Genomic DNA, 15,965 nt, shown 5'->3' on the forward strand with positions numbered 1-15,965 from the left:
TTCAGTATTACTTAACTAAAGCTAACAAATCATCTTTCGTAGTCTTACCGGTGTAATCAATATCGTTTGCATCTAAGTAAGCTTTAATTTCTTCAACAGTTGATGCTTTAGTTGGCTTAGTATTTTTTGGTAAGGCATCTTGAGTTTTGGTTTCATCCGCTGCAGGTTTTTCTCTCTTAACTTGCTTACCATCCTTAGCATCAACATGAGGAGCATAATTATCCAAGTTAGATAAATCTTCCTTAGCCCTAGCATCACTAACTACGAATGCGATACCACGTGTCTTGGTTGCAAGCAATAGAACATCATCATAGCTTTGTTCAAAGTAAAGCCAATTTCCGGAACTTGCTGCACTTGGTTGATCGAATCCAACAAATGAATACTTTTCTGGTGCGATTTGAACACCGTTACAAATCAACATCATTTCGATTTGCTTAGCATCATCAACAAGCTTAGAGCCGATGGTAAAATCGAATTTGGTTTGGAACAAGTCACTAGGTACTACTACAATCTTTTCAACTTCATCAATGCTGTGAACTGTTCTCTTGATATTTTGCGGATCAGTGATAGCTAAAGTACGGTTCATAGCTACTGCACGTTTCAAAATACCGTTAGTCTCTGGATTTACATAGAGAATACGGCCATTAATGCCTACTCTAGCTTCATCCATTGCTTGCATCATGTCATCAAATGCTTCTAAGATATTGCTTTCGTCAAGAGTTTGCGTAACAATTTCTGAACTTGAAGCACCGTCAAGTTCTTCCTTGCGTTGATATAGCTTAGAAAACATTTCACGGTCTTTTTCAGGCATCTTAGAATTTAAGTTAAATTCTCTAGTGATATTAGCAATTGAAACAACAGCATTGGTTTCATCAACATCAATAGGATCTACCAGAGTATTCCAGTAACGTTCGTTAGTAAGTTCATAAACGTCATAGTCATTGCTGTAATTATCAGCAAAAGCATAAATAGTTCTACGCTTTCTGTCTCTACGTCCTCCATCGATTGATAAACGAGGAACTCTAATGTGCTTTGCACCATCGAACCTTACGATGGAATTAGATGGTGACATCCACAAGTCAGAACTGTATAAGTGACCATCGTAGAAGCCTTCTTGTACCGCTTGTTGGTAAGCTTCGGCGTAATTAATCATTTAATATCTCCTTTAAATACATCGATCATTGTTTGAGCTTCAGAAGTTTTAGCTGGCTTTCCATTGTCCGGCTTATAATCTTCTTTTTGACCTTGATCGAACAAATATGGATCGCTCTTCTTAATGTCCTCTACCTGGTCTTGTAATCCGGTTAAGTTACCGTCTTTATCCAACTTAATAGAATCCATATCGAGCAAGCCTTTAATAGCTTTGATATTGCGAACTTTATCCTTGCTTAAAGAGCGATCAATAGCACTATTTAAGCGAACATGCGAAAGCTTTGTGTTAAGGTCCGCGGTGTCCTTATCGTACTTGTCTTTCAAACTGTTCAACTGCTCGGTTAAGTCTTTATTATCCTCAACTTGCTTACGTAAATGTTTTAAGTCTTTATCTCGTTCTTTAATTTGGGATCTTAATGATTCATTCTCTTTAGAGGCTTCGGCAGAATCGCCCTTAGCCTTTTCAATATCGGCACCATTAATGTCCATAATCTTTTTAATTTGTTCTTCGTTAAGTCCTAGCTCTTTTAATGATTCTCTTTTCATACGATTCTCCTAACATGTTTTGTACGAGTTCACCTCTCATAGGAACGACAAAAGAGCCTTTTTACGACTTGCTCGGGTCAAAATACTAAATTATTTTCTTAAATCATTAATTCTTGCATTAAGAATATTAATTAATACAAAAAATGCAGACATTTGAACTTCTAATAAATCTTTTTGACGTTGAGATATATTAGGTTCTTCTTCTAAAAGATCTTCTATTTTGGATTGCTTAATTACATATTCAGCTTTTCTTGTTCTAATTTATTAATTAATTCCTTCATATTTTTCTCCAAACAAAAACTAGTGAATGATTCGATCTTTCACTAGTTCCTTTAAATATAAATTCTTCAAAAAATTATTAATCTCTTGCACTGTTAAGCCTTGCTTTACATAGAACTGTAATTGCTGTTGAACATCATACCTAACAGTATTTTTGATTATATGTAATACATTATCGCTGTATCGACTACTAAAGTGACCATAGTTGTACTTAGTACGATCAATATTAGCGTTTAATTGTTTAAAACAAACGCCACGCCCAGGAATAGGCCCTACACGCTCTAATTTTAAGTGAAAAGGGATGTAATCAACGATAACTAAAATATCGCTGTCATCCTCTTTATTCACCGCAATAATATCAATCATCGCTGTCCTCCATTCAATTTCTTTTGTGGCTTTTTAGCTGCTAAAAACTCGCTCTTGCTAAATGATTTTACGCCGTTAGCTTTTTGCCATTGCTTAAATGTCATATTATCAACCCAGCCGCCCTTGCCAGTTACAGGATTACGGTACCACCTCGTTTGTAAAGGTGGTAAATCCTCTATATATGGCATAGTGGTACATCTGCAGTAGGGATGTATAAGAGGGTAGTTCTCACCTGCTACTGCTTTTTTAACAGGAAATATCTTCCCGTCTAGGCTTCGACATGTATCGCATGTGTGGCTTTCTAGCGTTGCAAGGTATTGATACTTGTCAATATTAGAATCTTTATAAAATTGATCCGTAGCCTGCTCTGCGGCGTGTCCCATTTCGGTAACTACTAAGCGGTGTAATTGTTTATCAGTTACGCCTTGAAATGCTCCTCGCATCTCTTTTTCCATTTCATAAGGCGAGTAGCCCATCAAGGTTGCTCTTAGCAATCTATCAGTAAGTACCTCGGGTAACACTTTAGTGTAATTATTCCAGATACGCTTACTAAAATTACCGCCTTGCCATGGTTGATAAACAATATCTTTAATTTGTTGCTCATTAAAGTGAGCTAAATTGATGCCGTAGCTACCAACTACTCGATACCTGTTGTAATGCTGTAACAGATAAGTTTCGTTGTATTGCTTAGCTAATTCGAGACCTAATTGATCCTCTTCTTTATCAGCATACTTACTAGCCAGCTTCTCATATTGAGCATATAGCTGCTTTAATCGAGCTATTCGAGTCTTAAAATAAGCACTATCAAGTTCTTTTTCGTATCCGCCAGCTTTTGCCTTCGCTTTAAACTCTTCTAGAGTCATGTCGAACTTACTACTATCAATGTTCGCAAGAATCTTAGTTGCTTTTTCAATGCTGACGTTATTGGTTTCAGCATATCTAGTAATGTATTTCCTTGCTTCTTTGATTATTTCGTTCTGTAAGTTCTTTAACCGGTACCGCATAGCATCTTCGAAGTCAGCGCTATTATTCATTTCTTTTTGTTTAGCATAAAGAACACGCTTCTTCCAATAATGCCTACGGTCCATGTTTTACACCTCTAGTCTTTGTCTATGTCATCTTCAGATTTATCTTGATAGTCATCATTATTAAATTTTTGATCTGCTGTAAAGCCATCGCTTTCCTGGATGTCTTTCTTTTGATCTATTAATTCTTGATTCCAGTCAGTAACAATCGGATTAGCTTTAGCAATAGCTTCTTTACTACTAAAGTTAGCCACTTGAGCGACTGTTTGGGCTTTAGTGTAATCATCTTCTACTTGAGTACGTGTCCAAGTCTGCGTAATGTTTCGACTATTAGCATCCTTGAAACCTAAATAATTCATAATCGCTCTAATTAATTCATTGAGTGAATTAGTGTAGTAAGTTTCAGTATTAGCAGCCTTTAACTCTAAGTGTGAATAAAGCATCTTAATAGCTACACCACTCGCATTAGAGTTGTGAAAGTTAGCAGGATCAACACCTTGGCCTTCAAGAAAAATATTGTCTCTAGTAAGGTCTAGCAATGTCTTACGAGCTTCTACCGGAATATCGATAGTTAACTTATCTACTCCTGATTTATCGCCTTCACCAGCATTTTCAAACTTAATAGCCTTGTACTTCTTCAACTGATCCATGAACGTATTTAAATCAGTACCGCCATAGTTGGTTAACACTAAAATAACTTGTTGAACATCCATGATATCGTCAAGAAAGCCAGAGTAAACCGAATCGTAAGCATCGATTAAGCCTTTACATTTTAGTAAATCGCTTCTTTCATAACGATTTTTCGGAAAAAAGATAAATGGCACACGTCCAAAGCTATGATGCGTAACATTGCCTGTTCCCGTTTCATAACCAGCCGTAATATCAGTGTAGTGAATACAGTTATAAGGCGTAATAACTTTTTGATCTGCTGTATCTTGTCTAAAGAATTGCCCTTCTTTGTCGTTCCAATATTCATGCACGATAAAGTATTTACCAGTATCAGAATCTAGCTTCTTATAGCTTCTTAGCACGCCAATTAAGCTACCTGTGAGGGATGTATCATAAATCGGTGTTACTTGTTCTGGAGGAACAACCGCATAGCGGAAGTTACCATCTTCATCAATCCAATAATGTAGGCATCCACGACCAGCATTAGCGCCATCTACAACAAGCTTGTTAATAGTCAAACCGTATTCATCGCCTAGTACGTCGCTTACTTTCTGGTTCTCACTATCATTACCTACATCAATAGAAGGAGGGACAGTAGCAACATAGCCAGCTTCTTGATCTACTAACAATTGATAGAAATTATTAGAAATACGATTATCAGCTTTTCGCAATGGGTTATCTTTGCCATCTTCTTTAAGTTTAGATTCACCGTTATTTCTATTAGTTATATCGTCTTTGTTAGTGTAATACCTCAAAGACTGCTGATAATCTGACGTAAACTGTGCCCTCTCGCTTTGAGTATTTTTAAGCAATTCTCTTAGTGCTGCTATTTCCAAGGTACAAACCCTCCTTTTGCTCGCTTAGTATAAATTCCATATCTTAGCGCATCCATAACATCGTAGTCATCGCCGCCGTTATCTCCTTTTTCAGGTTCACCGGTCTTCTCATTCCAATGATATTGATAAACTTCTGTTAGGAAGTCCTTAACGCCAGCTTTGTTAACTCTAAATTTGTCTTGATTAATCCTAGCTGTAACACATTCAACGCCAGGCAATATTCTTTTATTAGCAAGTAACGCATTAATACCGTTAACTTGAAATTCTCGAATATTGTCCGGCCTCGCAGAATCACAATAAAATGGGATTCTAGTTCCGTATTCCACTTGTAAGTCCTGTGCTATGGCTACTAATTCGCTAATAAGCTTATGTTTGTTAGTTATTTCGCGGATTAAATAAGTTGTATCTGTTACAGGATCATCACCTAGTAAGACTATTGAGTTTTTATGCTCGAAGCCCCAGTCAACGCCTACATAGTAATTAAGATCGTCAGGTATGTCCTCTGAATTAACTAGCATTGTCTTAGCATTAAAACCATCGTAAACAACACCTTCACCGGTTACCCATTGTCCTAGTATCGCTCTGTCGTAATACATACCTTTAGGAGTAGCTGCTTTAAGCGAATTAACATAATCCTGTGAAAGGAATGTGTTGTCATCAATGGTAAAGCTAAAGCTTTTAATCCGTGCCGCTGGATCATGATTATCAATGTAATCAGTTTTGAGCCAGTGTGTTGGGATATCCGGGTTTGTATCACAAATAATCCTTGCTGAAGGAATAGAACAACGTTGAATAATTTCTTGAAATACCCCGTGATCTGCTAACGAAGCTTCGTTGATGTATGCTCCGTAACTAGTCGCACCACGAATAGCTCCTAAACCACGAATAGACCCGGTATAAGCAGGAACTATATCGATACCGTAATAATGATAATGTCCATGCTTATCTGTTCTAAGTTCTATGCCGAATTGTGTCTCAAGTTCTGCGATAACGTTTGTGTAAATAGAATTAGAACTATAACCAGCCAAAATGTAAAGGGGATGCGGATCATGATTTTTAGCTGCTAACTTAGCTATACGCTTTAGTTCTAGTAAGAATAAATAGTTATCTATAACGGTCTTACCAGCACGTACAGCACCAGTTAGGATTAAGTACTTCCAATCATCGGTTAAGTAACTTCTAAGTACTTCTAGTTGTTTATTCGTTAGAAGTTGATTTAGAGCCATTGCTTAACACCTCATCCGTTAACTTATCTAAAATTTCATCTAATTGTTCATTGTCTCTATTCTCTAATCGTTCTGCTACATTAGCTTTAGTTTCAATAACCCTAATTTCTGCAGATAGTTTTTTAATTTGTAACTTATCGATGTCACTAATTGAATAGCGCCGTAACAGTTCTTTTACTGCTACTAAACGATCTTTAATACTAGGCGGTTGCTCTGCTTGCTGTAAGCCGTCTGGAGTGCCTACCGTAACTATTTCAGTTTCTTCAGCTCTCGCTATTCTGGTTAACAGTTGAAGAGCTTCTTTTGCATCCATGATTTTATGAGATTCAATTTCGCTTAGTTTTTCGTTGATGTAAGCTTTGATATAAGGTTTTTTAAGGTTTTCTTTACCGATTTCAGCAGCCGTATTTTTAGAATACCCTGCCTCTATAGCTGACTTAGTAGCATTTCCTGTTTTAATGTATTCACTAGCAAATTTTAATTGCTTAGGAGTCATTTTCCGTTTCAAAGCACATTCACCACCACCTAACGCAAAATAAAAAGCGGCCTATTAGGTCGCTCATTCTTAATTTGATCTAAAGACCGTGTAGGAATTGAACCTACGAGTTAATTACTTAACAACTGTCAGGCAAATAATAGTAAAAAAGAATCCAGTTCTAGCTCCACCTCCGGCTAGCTACGGTCTATAAACACTCGTTTAAAGGTACGAGAGTTAGAACCTTGACACACAACACATTGTACTTATTAAAGTGTGGAAAGGATTAGAGAGGGAAAACATAAAGCCTCTCTACAGCTTAGATAGGACTTGCACCTACACCACAGTCTTAACCGTGTCCTTTTACGCATGGCAAACGTTTTCTAAGCTTGCTGTTTATAATTATTTTAATTTCAAAAGGAGGTCCAGCAGTTATGTGGAAAATAATGCTGCTCTTCTTATTTTTCCACGATACTAATATAACCCGTTTTACCGCTGGCAAAGTGATTGCATTTTGCTAACTTTTCGCCAGCATTTTGACGACAAAACGCCGACAAAGTGATTACAAAACGCTAGCAAAGTGACGACAAAATTAAATACTAAGCTAATAGAATCAATCGGTAAATTATCCAAAATGCTACTGTCTCAACGAATGTAGTCGTAAATACCAACAGCATCAAAATTAACTTGTTGTGTTTATCGGCTCTATCTGTAATTTTTAAAGACGTAGTACAAATAGCTGCTATCCAAACAAAAATTAGCAGAAAAATGAGTACTAATTTAACCACAGCTATCATAATTGCTCCTGCATTTTTGGTACATATACTACGTTCACAACTGTTTTGGATACTCGCTTTACACTAATAACTTCTCTGTAATCGCCTTGCTCTAAGAAGTTAAAAATATCTTTTCTAATAGCATCCATATCTTCGTTATAAAAGATTAGTGTTTTCATCTCCAGGATTCTCCTTCCAGACTGACTCTAAGGAGCCATCTTCATTTACATAATGCCAAATACCTTTCACATATTTAATCGGCTTTTTATCCAATTTCTAATACCTCCACATCTATTCGTGGCTGCTCACTATATCTTTTTCGAGTGAACATATCTACAATAATCGCGTCATCCGTCCAAATTGCCCCGTTAAGAGCGTCTAAAGTTGATTTAATATAATTATCCAAATCAGGCTTTTTAACGGGTAATACGTGCCCTATTGAGCGTCTAGCGTGTTCTTTTTTGCTAACACTTTTTTGTATTGGACGATAAAACGATATTTTAATAAATAAGGCTCCATCGAATAGCTTCAAGCCACTCTCTTTCATTTTCTGAACTGCTAAGCTATGTAATTCCTCTTTATACTTTTTAACGTTGTTAGGGTCGTAAATGTGAGGATATGGACGCGGTGCAATTCTAGGACGTGCCTGCGCTAGTGGCTCTATATCAAAACTAAAAATTGCCAAAATTTTAACTCCTAATTTCTTCTTTGTTACTAAATACCCGTAATTCTGGTATTTTCGTGTCAAATTTAACCTGCCATTTGATGATGCGGTTAGCAAAATCACACAAAGCTTCGCGACGCTTTGCACGAACTGTGGACTCTGACAAACCTATCCTTTCTGCAATATCACTATCTCTTAGTCGTAAAAGGTAGGTATATTCGAGTATTTCTCTGTTGTAGTCATTAAGATTAGGATTATTAGAGCAATCTTCGATTGTGCGATAAACTGCTCCGCACTTTGCCTCATAGTCAAAGAGCTGCATTATTTTAGTTTCTTCACCGTTTCCTGCACTGCCTCCACCACCAGTAACACTTAATTGAGGGCTGGATAAGCTAATATTGGCTAAATCTGATCTGTGCATCCCTGCACGGCTTAAATAAGTTTCAAAGTCATTTTTTAAGAAATTACGTACCTTGTTTACTGTTGCATTAACATTTAAATCCACATTTTTTAACTTATAAGCTACCACTTTCATCCAAAACCCTTCTAACTTATTTCTACATCTAGCAACTTCCGTAGTTTCTTAAATTCAGGGCTATTTTCTTTAGCCTTTGCAATAGAACCGAATTTAGCATCTATCGCTTTAAGTGCTTTTGCTACTTCATTGCTTTTAAGTTCTCGTCTTATACGATCTGATTTACTAAGGCGTGCAGGCTTGTCTTGAAGTGGAAAGATTCTACTCCCACGGTTTACCCATTTATGATGGTCGTAAAAATACTTTAACTGTCTTTGAGTAACTCGCTTACGGCAATTAACACTAATCACCGCATACCATTTATTACTTTTCTTAATTTTAAAAATATTTTTACCGGCATTTTTAGCTATATAACCACGTTTATAGCCTAAAAAGTCATCAACTTGCTCATAATTTTTGAACGTAATGTCATCATCATCCAAACCGTAATAATGCAATTCTCTTAGAACTACTATCCTGTCTTTTTCTTCGACCACAACTAGACCTCCTTAAACCTAATCAATGGTTATACCGTACTTATTGGTAAATCTCTTAACTAACCATTCCTTCTTCGCGTCTGCGGATAAATTAATATTATTAACTCTGTTCTGTCTATCTATTTCTATCTCGATAATTCGAGTCAGTAGCAATTCTTCGTTGCAGTTTCCGGCATTGTTTTCTATATTCGTCTCTAGGACCGCTTTCAACTCTGATAATCTTTTTGCGCTCCAATCCTGCACGTTGTCGGGCGTAACTTGTACTCCATCTACTAACATGGCCTTTCCCTCTTAATTCATTAATTGCGTCGTTAGCTAGTAAACCAACCCAGTACACGACACTAATAGTTCCAATAACGATTATTAATTCCAGTAATCCCCTAATAAAACTCACTCTCATACTCCTATAATTACTATTTAGCGTTTAATTCATCTTTGTGTTCTTTTAAATACTTGATTCCTAATACAGCGTATCCGGCTAAATCTAGTAATGTATCCTCTAAACTTTCATCATTTTCTTTGAGTTTTCCTTGTTTAACCAGGGATGCAATTCGGCTAAGCTTGTCACTTAATCTAATACCTAGTGCTTCTAAGCCCCAGTTATCCATAGTTTTGGTAAAGGAATCGCCATAGGCTAAATTCTTTTCCTGGAGAGTATCAGCTAAATAGTTTGTATATTCGATAAATTTATTATTGTCTGACTTTTCTGTAGTAATATCATCATCGCCTTCAGTAGTGTTTACGGTATTGAATAGATCGTCTTCATTAAGAAATAACCCGTTTTCTACTAATAAGTGCTGCAATTGTTCTCGTTCGTGATCGCTTAAGAGTTTTTGAGTACAGCATTGCCATCCAACATCAATATCAAAAATCACATAGTAATGTAGCCGCGGAACTATGGATCCTCTATCATAAATAATTTGTTTTACCTTTCCCTCATTGGAAATTACAGCTAAAAAGGGATTGATTTCCTCTAGCTTTTTCTTTAAATTCATCTATATTCATAGCTGTCTTTTCTCCATTTTGTTCTATGCCCAGTTTGGTTAAGAAATTTAATGTCCCTAACCTTGCTGTTAGACTTATTTCGTTATCGCCAATTATTTATTGCCTACAATCTTCTTCATTTTTTCATTCGTAAATTACCTTGTTTTTAACCATGTCATTCTTACCCCATGTAATAACCGCGTTTCTTAACAACTGTCCATTCTTCAGCAGAAAATATTTTATGTACTTGTTGTACATTACCGTAGCAATCAACTTTACCTTTAAATTCGACAAATCCTTCATCATCATATTCAAAAGGGACTTCTTCACGTGACATCTTTCTTACTTGATAGCCAGGTAAAATATAATTTTCTAGTAAATTCATTGCTTTATTACCTACCGGACGAAAATAATAGCTTCTAGTACTCTAATTTGTCGATAATCGCCAAACCACGCGTCTTTAAAGTAAGTCTTATATTTATCATCAAATGGCTTCCAGTCGTCGAATTGCTCCTCATATTGCTCTTTTAATTCTTTTTCATGCTCGAAATCTAACAATAGTTGTGCAGCACCCCAGAAAGTTAGAATTGGTTCTCCAAGAGCATTTTCATTCCAGATATGATTAATAACCCAATCAACACGATCTTGTACATATTCTGGCAATTCAAAGCGTTTAGGAGATAAAGGTTTACCATCTTTATCAATAGTCCAGCCAAAAGTATATTTGCTTTCAAGCTTTCCTTGCTTTCTAACCATTTCTTTGTAGCTAACCATTATTTATCCTCCTCAAAAATATTTAGTACTGTATTTTTCATTTGATTCATAGTAAAAACGCAATCTGAAATATCAAAACTTACTTGTCTTTGATAAAGTCATTGATTTCTTTTTCAAATTCATCATGTCCATATGATTCAGCAATATATTTAACTTTCATCCTCATACTCCTTGGAATATTTCTTTATAAATTCTTCAGGCGTTAAACCATACCATCCATAAAATTCACCATCTAGTGCGCAATCCGATCTTACTCGCCAATCCATTGACATTAACTCCCGAGCATATTTCAAAGCTCGTTTAATGTCGTCGTCATTTTTATCTTTTGATTTCTTCATCTTCATGCTCCTTCATAAACTTATTAGCAACTTTTAGCATACCGATATATACGTGAAGACCATTTGCAGTAACTGCCGTAATGTCTCCCTCAAAATCTACATACCAGCAATTAATCCCGTCTTTTCGAGGTGGAACAAGAGAAAATATCAATCGTTCATCGATATATACACGAACAGTACCGGCATAAGAGTTCCCTAGTACTAGGCCATTGGAATCATGCCTTTTTACGCGAAACATATTTTTCTTTTCTTCCTCAACATGAACCTTTGAATCACTTGCACCGTGTTGAAGTTCTTTTTCAAATTCTTCAATCGTCATCTTAAATACCTCTCAATTTCTAAAATGGTAAATCGTCTTCAGTAATCTCAACAGGTCCGCTATTTCCCTCAAACGGATCATTTTTAGCAGTGCTATTGTTCCCAGCGTTACCAGTATTGCTATTAGCATCTTTTTTTGATTCTAAGAAGGTAACGTTTTCTACTACGATTTCTGTAACGTAAACTCTATTACCAGCTTTATCATCGTAGCTTCGTGTTTGCACACGGCCATCAATACCAACTAGAGAACCCCTATGAAAATAAGTACTAATTAGTTCCGCCGTCTTTCTCCATGCCACACATGAAATAAAATCGGCTCCACTTTCTTTGCCTTTATAGTGTGGACGGTCAACAGCTAATACGAATTGAGTTACAGATATACCGCTACCTGTGGTTCTTAACTCCGGGTCACGTGTTAATCTTCCGGTTAATACTGTTCTATTTATCATTTCTTAGCTCCTTGTATTCAATAAAAAGATAAAATTGTAATTTTTGATTGCCTAAAGTATCAGCGGGCGTCCAATCTTTAGTAAAAATGCGATTAATAATTTTTATATTGGAATGCTTTGCCAACCATTCATTTACTAAATTGTCAAAATTATCTGAATAAGCATAAAAAGTTTTAACTTTAATCATCACTTTCACTTCTTTCGTCTGTCATCCATGTCATTTCACCTGCTAAATGATTTAAGCCAAACATGCGCCAACGCAATTTATTTTCTTCGTTGATTTGAATTTCGAGGATTTTCCACTCAATAGCTCGATTACGCCCGATATACCAGTAAGTAGGAACGGCTTTATCTAGTTGTTCGGCATTCCAATACGGCTCGTTAGAGCTGCCTATCCACTCCCAGGATTCAACACTTTCTAGATGTCGTTTAGCAAAATCGTTGCTCTGCTTTAGGAGCTTATAAACTCCTATGCCATCTAATTCCTTCTTTTCTTGATTCATTTTTTCTTTTAAACCAAACTTTGCTTTTAAAATTTCTTTTTTACTAAGCATGTACTTCCTCCTGCACTTCTAGCATTGCTGTTAAATCAGCATTAATAGTAAGAATTTTTGACAAATTAGCACTAAATACAGTACCGGCTTCTATCTGCTCTTCTAGGCTGTTCTTAATGCTTAAAAGTACATATTCTTCACTCTCACCACGCAATTTTGCTAAATTTTTAACTTGTTCACTGATATACAAGCGGCGAAAATGGCTTTTCTCAATGATGCAACTTGCAAAAATGCGATTTAAGTACTTTCTTTGTAACTTGTCTTCTTTAGTCATCGTTTTCTTCCTCTTTGGTTTGATCCTGACTGCTTTGATTCATTAAGCAGGTAAAAACATGATCTGCTACCTTGTATGGGTCTTCTCCTAAAGGAGTGTGATGTTTGGCATATTTAAGAATGCTCAAATATTGCATCACGCTAGATTCAAACGCTATTTCTATTTCTGTTCTTTTATTTGTCATTAGAGTCCTCTCTTATCACTGATACCTGAAAAATCGATTCTGCGTCCATTTGAGTCAGACAGTAAACGGCTTACGATTTTAGGGTTATAAACTTCTTTTAGCTGCTGCAAAGTCAAATTCGTAGTTACAATAAGACGCTTCTGATTATCAAAAATCTGCTTTAAAATGTCTTGCCTAAATTGCGTAGCATTAGTTGTAACGCTGGTCATAGAGCTTTCGCTTCCTAGATCATCCAGGACTAGAACATCAACACCAGTTAGTAATTTTTGAGCGTTAAACTCTGTCCACCAGCTATTAGGATTCTGCTTACTTTCGTAAATTTTTCTAAAAAGAGTACTAATATCAATGAATAAACATTTTTGATCGCTCTTTTTATTAATCTCGTTAAGCATTGCCATAGCTAAATGAGACTTACCTTCTCCTGGAGTTCCATATAGTAGAGCTGTCAATGGCTTACCATGTTCTAACGGCAATAATTCCATTTTTTTGCGCTTACGTTCTCGATTTTCTTTTTTTATCCAAAAGTCCTTATATTTATGGCTCGGATTATCGATAAACTCTTTAGCGATTAAATAGGTTCCATTGCCTACTTGAGCTTCTTTGCTACCTTTTTCAGCTTTAAAATTAGCAAAAGTATTTTTAAAATCCTCTGGATCACTAACTAAACTGCGAGTAGTAAGCACTTCTTTAACTTGTCGTGTTTTAAAACTGGATACTAAGTCCTGCTGCTCTTTTTTTACTTTTTCTTGCGTGCATTTCAGGCAAAACGGCTCCCCTTTGCCATAGGAATCAACAATCAGGTTAATTCCGTGAATAGGGCATTTATCCGCTACTTTTTTGGTTTTAATCCTAATATCTGATAATCCTTGCATTTAGCTCACCTCCTAAAAAGGTAAATCATCGTCATTGATAGCTCGTATACCTAAATCGCCACCATAACCACCGCTAGATGGTGCACTATCAGGCTTACGCTTATTAGCGTTTAAGTAGTCATCAAAGTGACTAGCAGCAAACAAGGTTCTAGGGACCATGTATTTCCAAAACTCGGTACCTTGCCATTCAAATGCCTTATTATCGATAACAGTTTTAAAGTCTTTTAGCGTGTAGCCTTCATTCCATCTTGCTTTAATCAAACGTTGATAAGATTTAGTAGTAGAGTGTAGGTTTTGACCGGTCTTTTTATTGAGATAATCGATAATTTCTTTGTAAGGAATCGGCTCGGCACTTTGTGACGTGCCTTTTTTATTATTTTTACTCTTACCTAACCTAACCTTACCTAACCTAACCTCGGTATCCATTTTGTTATCATCTTGTATACATGATGTATCCACTCCGCTAGCATTCTCTTGAATCGTTGATTCAACAGGCTTTTTAGCTGGTTGAAGTTCATATTGCTTAGCATTGCTTAACTTTAATTTTTGTTTATCTTTCTCGTAGACCGTAGGATGATATCGGTCTTTTTGAATGTAATTATGTATATGCCAATCTCGTATAACTGCTACACCATCTGGAAAAATTAGAATAAATTGTTTTGCTACTAAAACTTTTAAGTCGTCTTCACTAGCACCGATCATTCTTCTGATAGTTTTCGCATTTCCTAAAAAGCCATCATCGTCTGCGTGCATATTCAGATGGAAATACAGGTTTTGCGCCGTGGCTGGCATATCTAAAAACGCATCTGTATCTGTAATCTGCTTACTAAACATTCTTCTTTGTGCCATATCGTTTCCCTACTTCATATTTTTTAATAGATAATTAAGGACTTTTGCGCTCTTATCATCTAAGCTATTAGCCCATGCTTTTGCATCTTGGTAGTGTGGTCCATTTTTATTTGAGAGATAAGTGGCCATAACCCCGACTGTAGTTTTTTTGCCTTTATAAGTCGTTGACCAGTTTTTTGCTTGTTGCAGCTTATTTTTATAGTTACTGTATTGTGCGTTTTGTGAATTTTGTTTCACACTTCGGCTCTTCTTATAACTCTCATTGCTGTCTGGATCATCTTGCCGGTTATCTAGCATAAAGAAACCGTCTAGTGCTCTTTTACGTGCATAACTGGATGATGAACCGGATAGCTGCGGCGCATCCATGCCTTTTCGTGTGTCATCTTCTCTTGCTACAGCACTAAAACGTTTAACTTCACCGCTTACCAAATCTTTAATAATCCAATTAGACTTAATGTAGTTAAATTTGCCTACACATATCGGTTCTTCATTTTCCATACGGACCATAACTCTTAGATCCTTTTCAAAGACTTTGAGCTGACTTTCAATGTCTTCTGCAGTCCGGTATTTAAAGCCACCGTAGTCATTGTCACGATCCTTAGGTACTTTTAGCAGGTATTGAATAGATACAATCTTTTCATCGAGCGTTAAAGTTTCTGCCTTACTCTTTTTAGGTGACTGTTTAAGTTTCTCTTTTACCTCTGGCTCGTTTTTTGGAGCTTCTTTGGTATCTTTATCAGATTTATTTTTATCTTTGTCAGTAGGCTCTAAATGAGTTGTTTTAGTTAGAGCATTGTCTAACTCTTTCTTCTTTTCAGCATCCATAGTTGACCTCCTACATGATTGTTGTCTTGCGGTTAGGCTCTAGGTGGGCACCTGGAACTAGTTTCCCGGCTGTTAGATCCGCATAAATCAATTTCTTATCAATCTTTTCAACTGTTTCCGTCTTCTTAAAGTCTTTAGGAATTAGCGCTTCATCATCGATGTAAGTAGAAGCTCTATAATTACGTGGTTTAAGAATATGGTTAGTAGTCTTAATCTGCTTAGCACCACTGGCATCAATGGTGTCTGTCATGTAAGACATGATTCTAGTGTTAAGATTTTCAAGACGCTTTTTTTCTTTAGACAGCGTTTTAATTTTTTCGGTTAAGAAGTCTTGAGTAGCTTTGTTGGAGTCATACCAGCCGGCTAACCCGTCTAACTTGTCATCTCTAGTAGCTTCTAGGCTATCTAGTGTGTCAATTAATACGGCAGGATCTAAATCGCCGTTGTCCATTTTTTCTTTGATTTTTTCGATAGAAGCGTTAATTTCAAATAAATTCATGTTATAATCTCCTTAGTTTT

At 36.3% G+C, this 15,965-nt stretch carries 26 protein-coding genes; all 26 read right to left on the reverse strand.

Annotated features, from left to right (window positions below):
* Positions 1-7 precede the first annotated feature (7 nt).
* The gene (locus tag B5E95_RS00305; protein WP_087235370.1) at positions 8-1,153 is read right to left on the reverse strand and encodes a capsid protein; all 1,146 of its coding nucleotides are present in this window, start codon (positions 1,151-1,153) and stop codon (positions 8-10) included.
* Complete coding sequence (locus tag B5E95_RS00310; RefSeq protein WP_087175705.1) at positions 1,150-1,698, reverse strand: phage scaffolding protein; 549 nt, start codon at positions 1,696-1,698, stop codon at positions 1,150-1,152. The genes B5E95_RS00305 and B5E95_RS00310 overlap by 4 nt, the downstream gene beginning before the upstream one ends.
* Positions 1,699-1,998: 300 nt before the next feature.
* On the reverse strand, positions 1,999-2,343 hold the full coding sequence (locus B5E95_RS00315; protein WP_087175703.1) for a hypothetical protein: 345 nt from the start codon (positions 2,341-2,343) through the stop codon (positions 1,999-2,001).
* Positions 2,340-3,431, reverse strand: coding sequence for a minor capsid protein (locus tag B5E95_RS00320; protein WP_087235371.1), 1,092 nt, complete (start codon positions 3,429-3,431; stop codon positions 2,340-2,342). Before B5E95_RS00320 ends, B5E95_RS00315 begins: the two co-directional genes overlap by 4 nt.
* Positions 3,432-3,442: 11 nt before the next feature.
* Complete coding sequence (locus B5E95_RS00325) at positions 3,443-4,873, reverse strand: phage portal protein (RefSeq protein WP_087235372.1); 1,431 nt, start codon at positions 4,871-4,873, stop codon at positions 3,443-3,445.
* Positions 4,864-6,099, reverse strand: a complete 1,236-nt coding sequence (locus B5E95_RS00330) for a PBSX family phage terminase large subunit (RefSeq protein WP_087235373.1) — start codon at positions 6,097-6,099, stop codon at positions 4,864-4,866. Before B5E95_RS00330 ends, B5E95_RS00325 begins: the two co-directional genes overlap by 10 nt.
* Entirely contained in the window at positions 6,071-6,607 is a 537-nt protein-coding gene (locus tag B5E95_RS00335; protein ID WP_087235374.1) for a terminase small subunit, read from the reverse strand. Before B5E95_RS00335 ends, B5E95_RS00330 begins: the two co-directional genes overlap by 29 nt.
* A gap of 760 nt (positions 6,608-7,367) precedes the next feature.
* On the reverse strand, positions 7,368-7,529 hold the full coding sequence (locus tag B5E95_RS10615; protein ID WP_162606858.1) for a hypothetical protein: 162 nt from the start codon (positions 7,527-7,529) through the stop codon (positions 7,368-7,370).
* Between the two features lie 86 nt (positions 7,530-7,615).
* Positions 7,616-8,035: a RusA family crossover junction endodeoxyribonuclease gene (locus B5E95_RS00345; protein WP_239442368.1), complete on the reverse strand. Its 420-nt coding sequence runs from the start codon at positions 8,033-8,035 to the stop codon at positions 7,616-7,618.
* A gap of 4 nt (positions 8,036-8,039) precedes the next feature.
* The gene (locus B5E95_RS00350; RefSeq protein ID WP_087175697.1) at positions 8,040-8,549 is read right to left on the reverse strand and encodes an ArpU family phage packaging/lysis transcriptional regulator; all 510 of its coding nucleotides are present in this window, start codon (positions 8,547-8,549) and stop codon (positions 8,040-8,042) included.
* An 11-nt stretch (positions 8,550-8,560) separates the two neighbouring features.
* Complete coding sequence (locus B5E95_RS00355) at positions 8,561-9,025, reverse strand: hypothetical protein (RefSeq protein ID WP_087235375.1); 465 nt, start codon at positions 9,023-9,025, stop codon at positions 8,561-8,563.
* Between the two features lie 18 nt (positions 9,026-9,043).
* Complete coding sequence (locus B5E95_RS00360; protein ID WP_087235376.1) at positions 9,044-9,304, reverse strand: hypothetical protein; 261 nt, start codon at positions 9,302-9,304, stop codon at positions 9,044-9,046.
* Positions 9,305-9,438: 134 nt separating this feature from the next.
* The gene (locus B5E95_RS00365) at positions 9,439-10,020 is read right to left on the reverse strand and encodes a nucleotide modification associated domain-containing protein (RefSeq protein ID WP_087235377.1); all 582 of its coding nucleotides are present in this window, start codon (positions 10,018-10,020) and stop codon (positions 9,439-9,441) included.
* A 170-nt stretch (positions 10,021-10,190) separates the two neighbouring features.
* A complete protein-coding gene (locus B5E95_RS00370) occupies positions 10,191-10,394 on the reverse strand; it encodes a hypothetical protein (RefSeq protein WP_087235378.1) in 204 nt (67 codons plus the stop codon).
* Between the two features lie 11 nt (positions 10,395-10,405).
* On the reverse strand, positions 10,406-10,783 hold the full coding sequence (locus B5E95_RS00375; protein ID WP_087235379.1) for a hypothetical protein: 378 nt from the start codon (positions 10,781-10,783) through the stop codon (positions 10,406-10,408).
* A 149-nt stretch (positions 10,784-10,932) separates the two neighbouring features.
* Positions 10,933-11,121: a hypothetical protein gene (locus B5E95_RS00380; RefSeq protein WP_087235380.1), complete on the reverse strand. Its 189-nt coding sequence runs from the start codon at positions 11,119-11,121 to the stop codon at positions 10,933-10,935.
* Complete coding sequence (locus B5E95_RS00385; RefSeq protein ID WP_087235381.1) at positions 11,102-11,440, reverse strand: hypothetical protein; 339 nt, start codon at positions 11,438-11,440, stop codon at positions 11,102-11,104. The genes B5E95_RS00380 and B5E95_RS00385 overlap by 20 nt, the downstream gene beginning before the upstream one ends.
* A 19-nt stretch (positions 11,441-11,459) precedes the next feature.
* Positions 11,460-11,888, reverse strand: a complete 429-nt coding sequence (gene ssb, locus B5E95_RS00390; protein WP_087235382.1) for a single-stranded DNA-binding protein — start codon at positions 11,886-11,888, stop codon at positions 11,460-11,462.
* Entirely contained in the window at positions 11,878-12,075 is a 198-nt protein-coding gene (locus B5E95_RS00395; protein ID WP_087175687.1) for a hypothetical protein, read from the reverse strand. The genes ssb and B5E95_RS00395 overlap by 11 nt, the downstream gene beginning before the upstream one ends.
* Positions 12,068-12,442, reverse strand: coding sequence for a hypothetical protein (locus B5E95_RS00400; protein ID WP_087175686.1), 375 nt, complete (start codon positions 12,440-12,442; stop codon positions 12,068-12,070). Before B5E95_RS00400 ends, B5E95_RS00395 begins: the two co-directional genes overlap by 8 nt.
* Positions 12,435-12,716, reverse strand: a complete 282-nt coding sequence (locus B5E95_RS00405) for a hypothetical protein (RefSeq protein WP_087175685.1) — start codon at positions 12,714-12,716, stop codon at positions 12,435-12,437. Before B5E95_RS00405 ends, B5E95_RS00400 begins: the two co-directional genes overlap by 8 nt.
* Complete coding sequence (locus tag B5E95_RS00410) at positions 12,709-12,900, reverse strand: hypothetical protein (protein WP_087235383.1); 192 nt, start codon at positions 12,898-12,900, stop codon at positions 12,709-12,711. Before B5E95_RS00410 ends, B5E95_RS00405 begins: the two co-directional genes overlap by 8 nt.
* On the reverse strand, positions 12,900-13,772 hold the full coding sequence (locus tag B5E95_RS00415) for an ATP-binding protein (RefSeq protein ID WP_087235384.1): 873 nt from the start codon (positions 13,770-13,772) through the stop codon (positions 12,900-12,902). The genes B5E95_RS00410 and B5E95_RS00415 overlap by 1 nt, the downstream gene beginning before the upstream one ends.
* 12 nt (positions 13,773-13,784) lie before the next feature.
* Complete coding sequence (locus tag B5E95_RS00420; RefSeq protein ID WP_087235385.1) at positions 13,785-14,621, reverse strand: conserved phage C-terminal domain-containing protein; 837 nt, start codon at positions 14,619-14,621, stop codon at positions 13,785-13,787.
* Positions 14,622-14,630: 9 nt separating this feature from the next.
* Positions 14,631-15,446, reverse strand: a complete 816-nt coding sequence (locus tag B5E95_RS00425) for an ERF family protein (RefSeq protein ID WP_087175681.1) — start codon at positions 15,444-15,446, stop codon at positions 14,631-14,633.
* A 10-nt stretch (positions 15,447-15,456) separates the two neighbouring features.
* Positions 15,457-15,945, reverse strand: a complete 489-nt coding sequence (locus B5E95_RS00430) for a siphovirus Gp157 family protein (protein ID WP_087175680.1) — start codon at positions 15,943-15,945, stop codon at positions 15,457-15,459.
* Between the last annotated feature and the right edge of the window lie 20 nt (positions 15,946-15,965).

The organism is Lactobacillus gallinarum, assembly GCF_002160635.1.
GTDB classification, from domain to species: Bacteria; Bacillota; Bacilli; order Lactobacillales; family Lactobacillaceae; genus Lactobacillus; species Lactobacillus gallinarum.

Bases quoted from the DNA above. Each gene is read 5' to 3' on its own strand.
- B5E95_RS00330 (WP_087235373.1), bottom strand. From the start codon at position 6,099: ATGGCTCTAAATCAACTTCTAACGAATAAACAACTAGAAGTACTTAGA.
- B5E95_RS10615 (WP_162606858.1), bottom strand. From the start codon at position 7,529: ATGAAAACACTAATCTTTTATAACGAAGATATGGATGCTATTAGAAAA.
- B5E95_RS00395 (WP_087175687.1), bottom strand. From the start codon at position 12,075: ATGATTAAAGTTAAAACTTTTTATGCTTATTCAGATAATTTTGACAAT.
- B5E95_RS00420 (WP_087235385.1), bottom strand. From the start codon at position 14,621: ATGGCACAAAGAAGAATGTTTAGTAAGCAGATTACAGATACAGATGCG.
- B5E95_RS00365 (WP_087235377.1), bottom strand. From the start codon at position 10,020: ATGAATTTAAAGAAAAAGCTAGAGGAAATCAATCCCTTTTTAGCTGTA.
- B5E95_RS00320 (WP_087235371.1), bottom strand. From the start codon at position 3,431: ATGGACCGTAGGCATTATTGGAAGAAGCGTGTTCTTTATGCTAAACAA.
- B5E95_RS00410 (WP_087235383.1), bottom strand. From the start codon at position 12,900: ATGACAAATAAAAGAACAGAAATAGAAATAGCGTTTGAATCTAGCGTG.
- B5E95_RS00360 (WP_087235376.1), bottom strand. From the start codon at position 9,304: ATGTTAGTAGATGGAGTACAAGTTACGCCCGACAACGTGCAGGATTGG.
- B5E95_RS00380 (WP_087235380.1), bottom strand. From the start codon at position 11,121: ATGAAGAAATCAAAAGATAAAAATGACGACGACATTAAACGAGCTTTG.
- B5E95_RS00315 (WP_087175703.1), bottom strand. From the start codon at position 2,343: ATGATTGATATTATTGCGGTGAATAAAGAGGATGACAGCGATATTTTA.
- B5E95_RS00400 (WP_087175686.1), bottom strand. From the start codon at position 12,442: ATGCTTAGTAAAAAAGAAATTTTAAAAGCAAAGTTTGGTTTAAAAGAA.
- B5E95_RS00430 (WP_087175680.1), bottom strand. From the start codon at position 15,945: ATGAATTTATTTGAAATTAACGCTTCTATCGAAAAAATCAAAGAAAAA.
- B5E95_RS00350 (WP_087175697.1), bottom strand. From the start codon at position 8,549: ATGAAAGTGGTAGCTTATAAGTTAAAAAATGTGGATTTAAATGTTAAT.
- B5E95_RS00405 (WP_087175685.1), bottom strand. From the start codon at position 12,716: ATGACTAAAGAAGACAAGTTACAAAGAAAGTACTTAAATCGCATTTTT.
- B5E95_RS00375 (WP_087235379.1), bottom strand. From the start codon at position 10,783: ATGGTTAGCTACAAAGAAATGGTTAGAAAGCAAGGAAAGCTTGAAAGC.
- B5E95_RS00415 (WP_087235384.1), bottom strand. From the start codon at position 13,772: ATGCAAGGATTATCAGATATTAGGATTAAAACCAAAAAAGTAGCGGAT.
- B5E95_RS00305 (WP_087235370.1), bottom strand. From the start codon at position 1,153: ATGATTAATTACGCCGAAGCTTACCAACAAGCGGTACAAGAAGGCTTC.
- B5E95_RS00310 (WP_087175705.1), bottom strand. From the start codon at position 1,698: ATGAAAAGAGAATCATTAAAAGAGCTAGGACTTAACGAAGAACAAATT.
- B5E95_RS00370 (WP_087235378.1), bottom strand. From the start codon at position 10,394: ATGAATTTACTAGAAAATTATATTTTACCTGGCTATCAAGTAAGAAAG.
- ssb (WP_087235382.1), bottom strand. From the start codon at position 11,888: ATGATAAATAGAACAGTATTAACCGGAAGATTAACACGTGACCCGGAG.
- B5E95_RS00385 (WP_087235381.1), bottom strand. From the start codon at position 11,440: ATGACGATTGAAGAATTTGAAAAAGAACTTCAACACGGTGCAAGTGAT.
- B5E95_RS00425 (WP_087175681.1), bottom strand. From the start codon at position 15,446: ATGGATGCTGAAAAGAAGAAAGAGTTAGACAATGCTCTAACTAAAACA.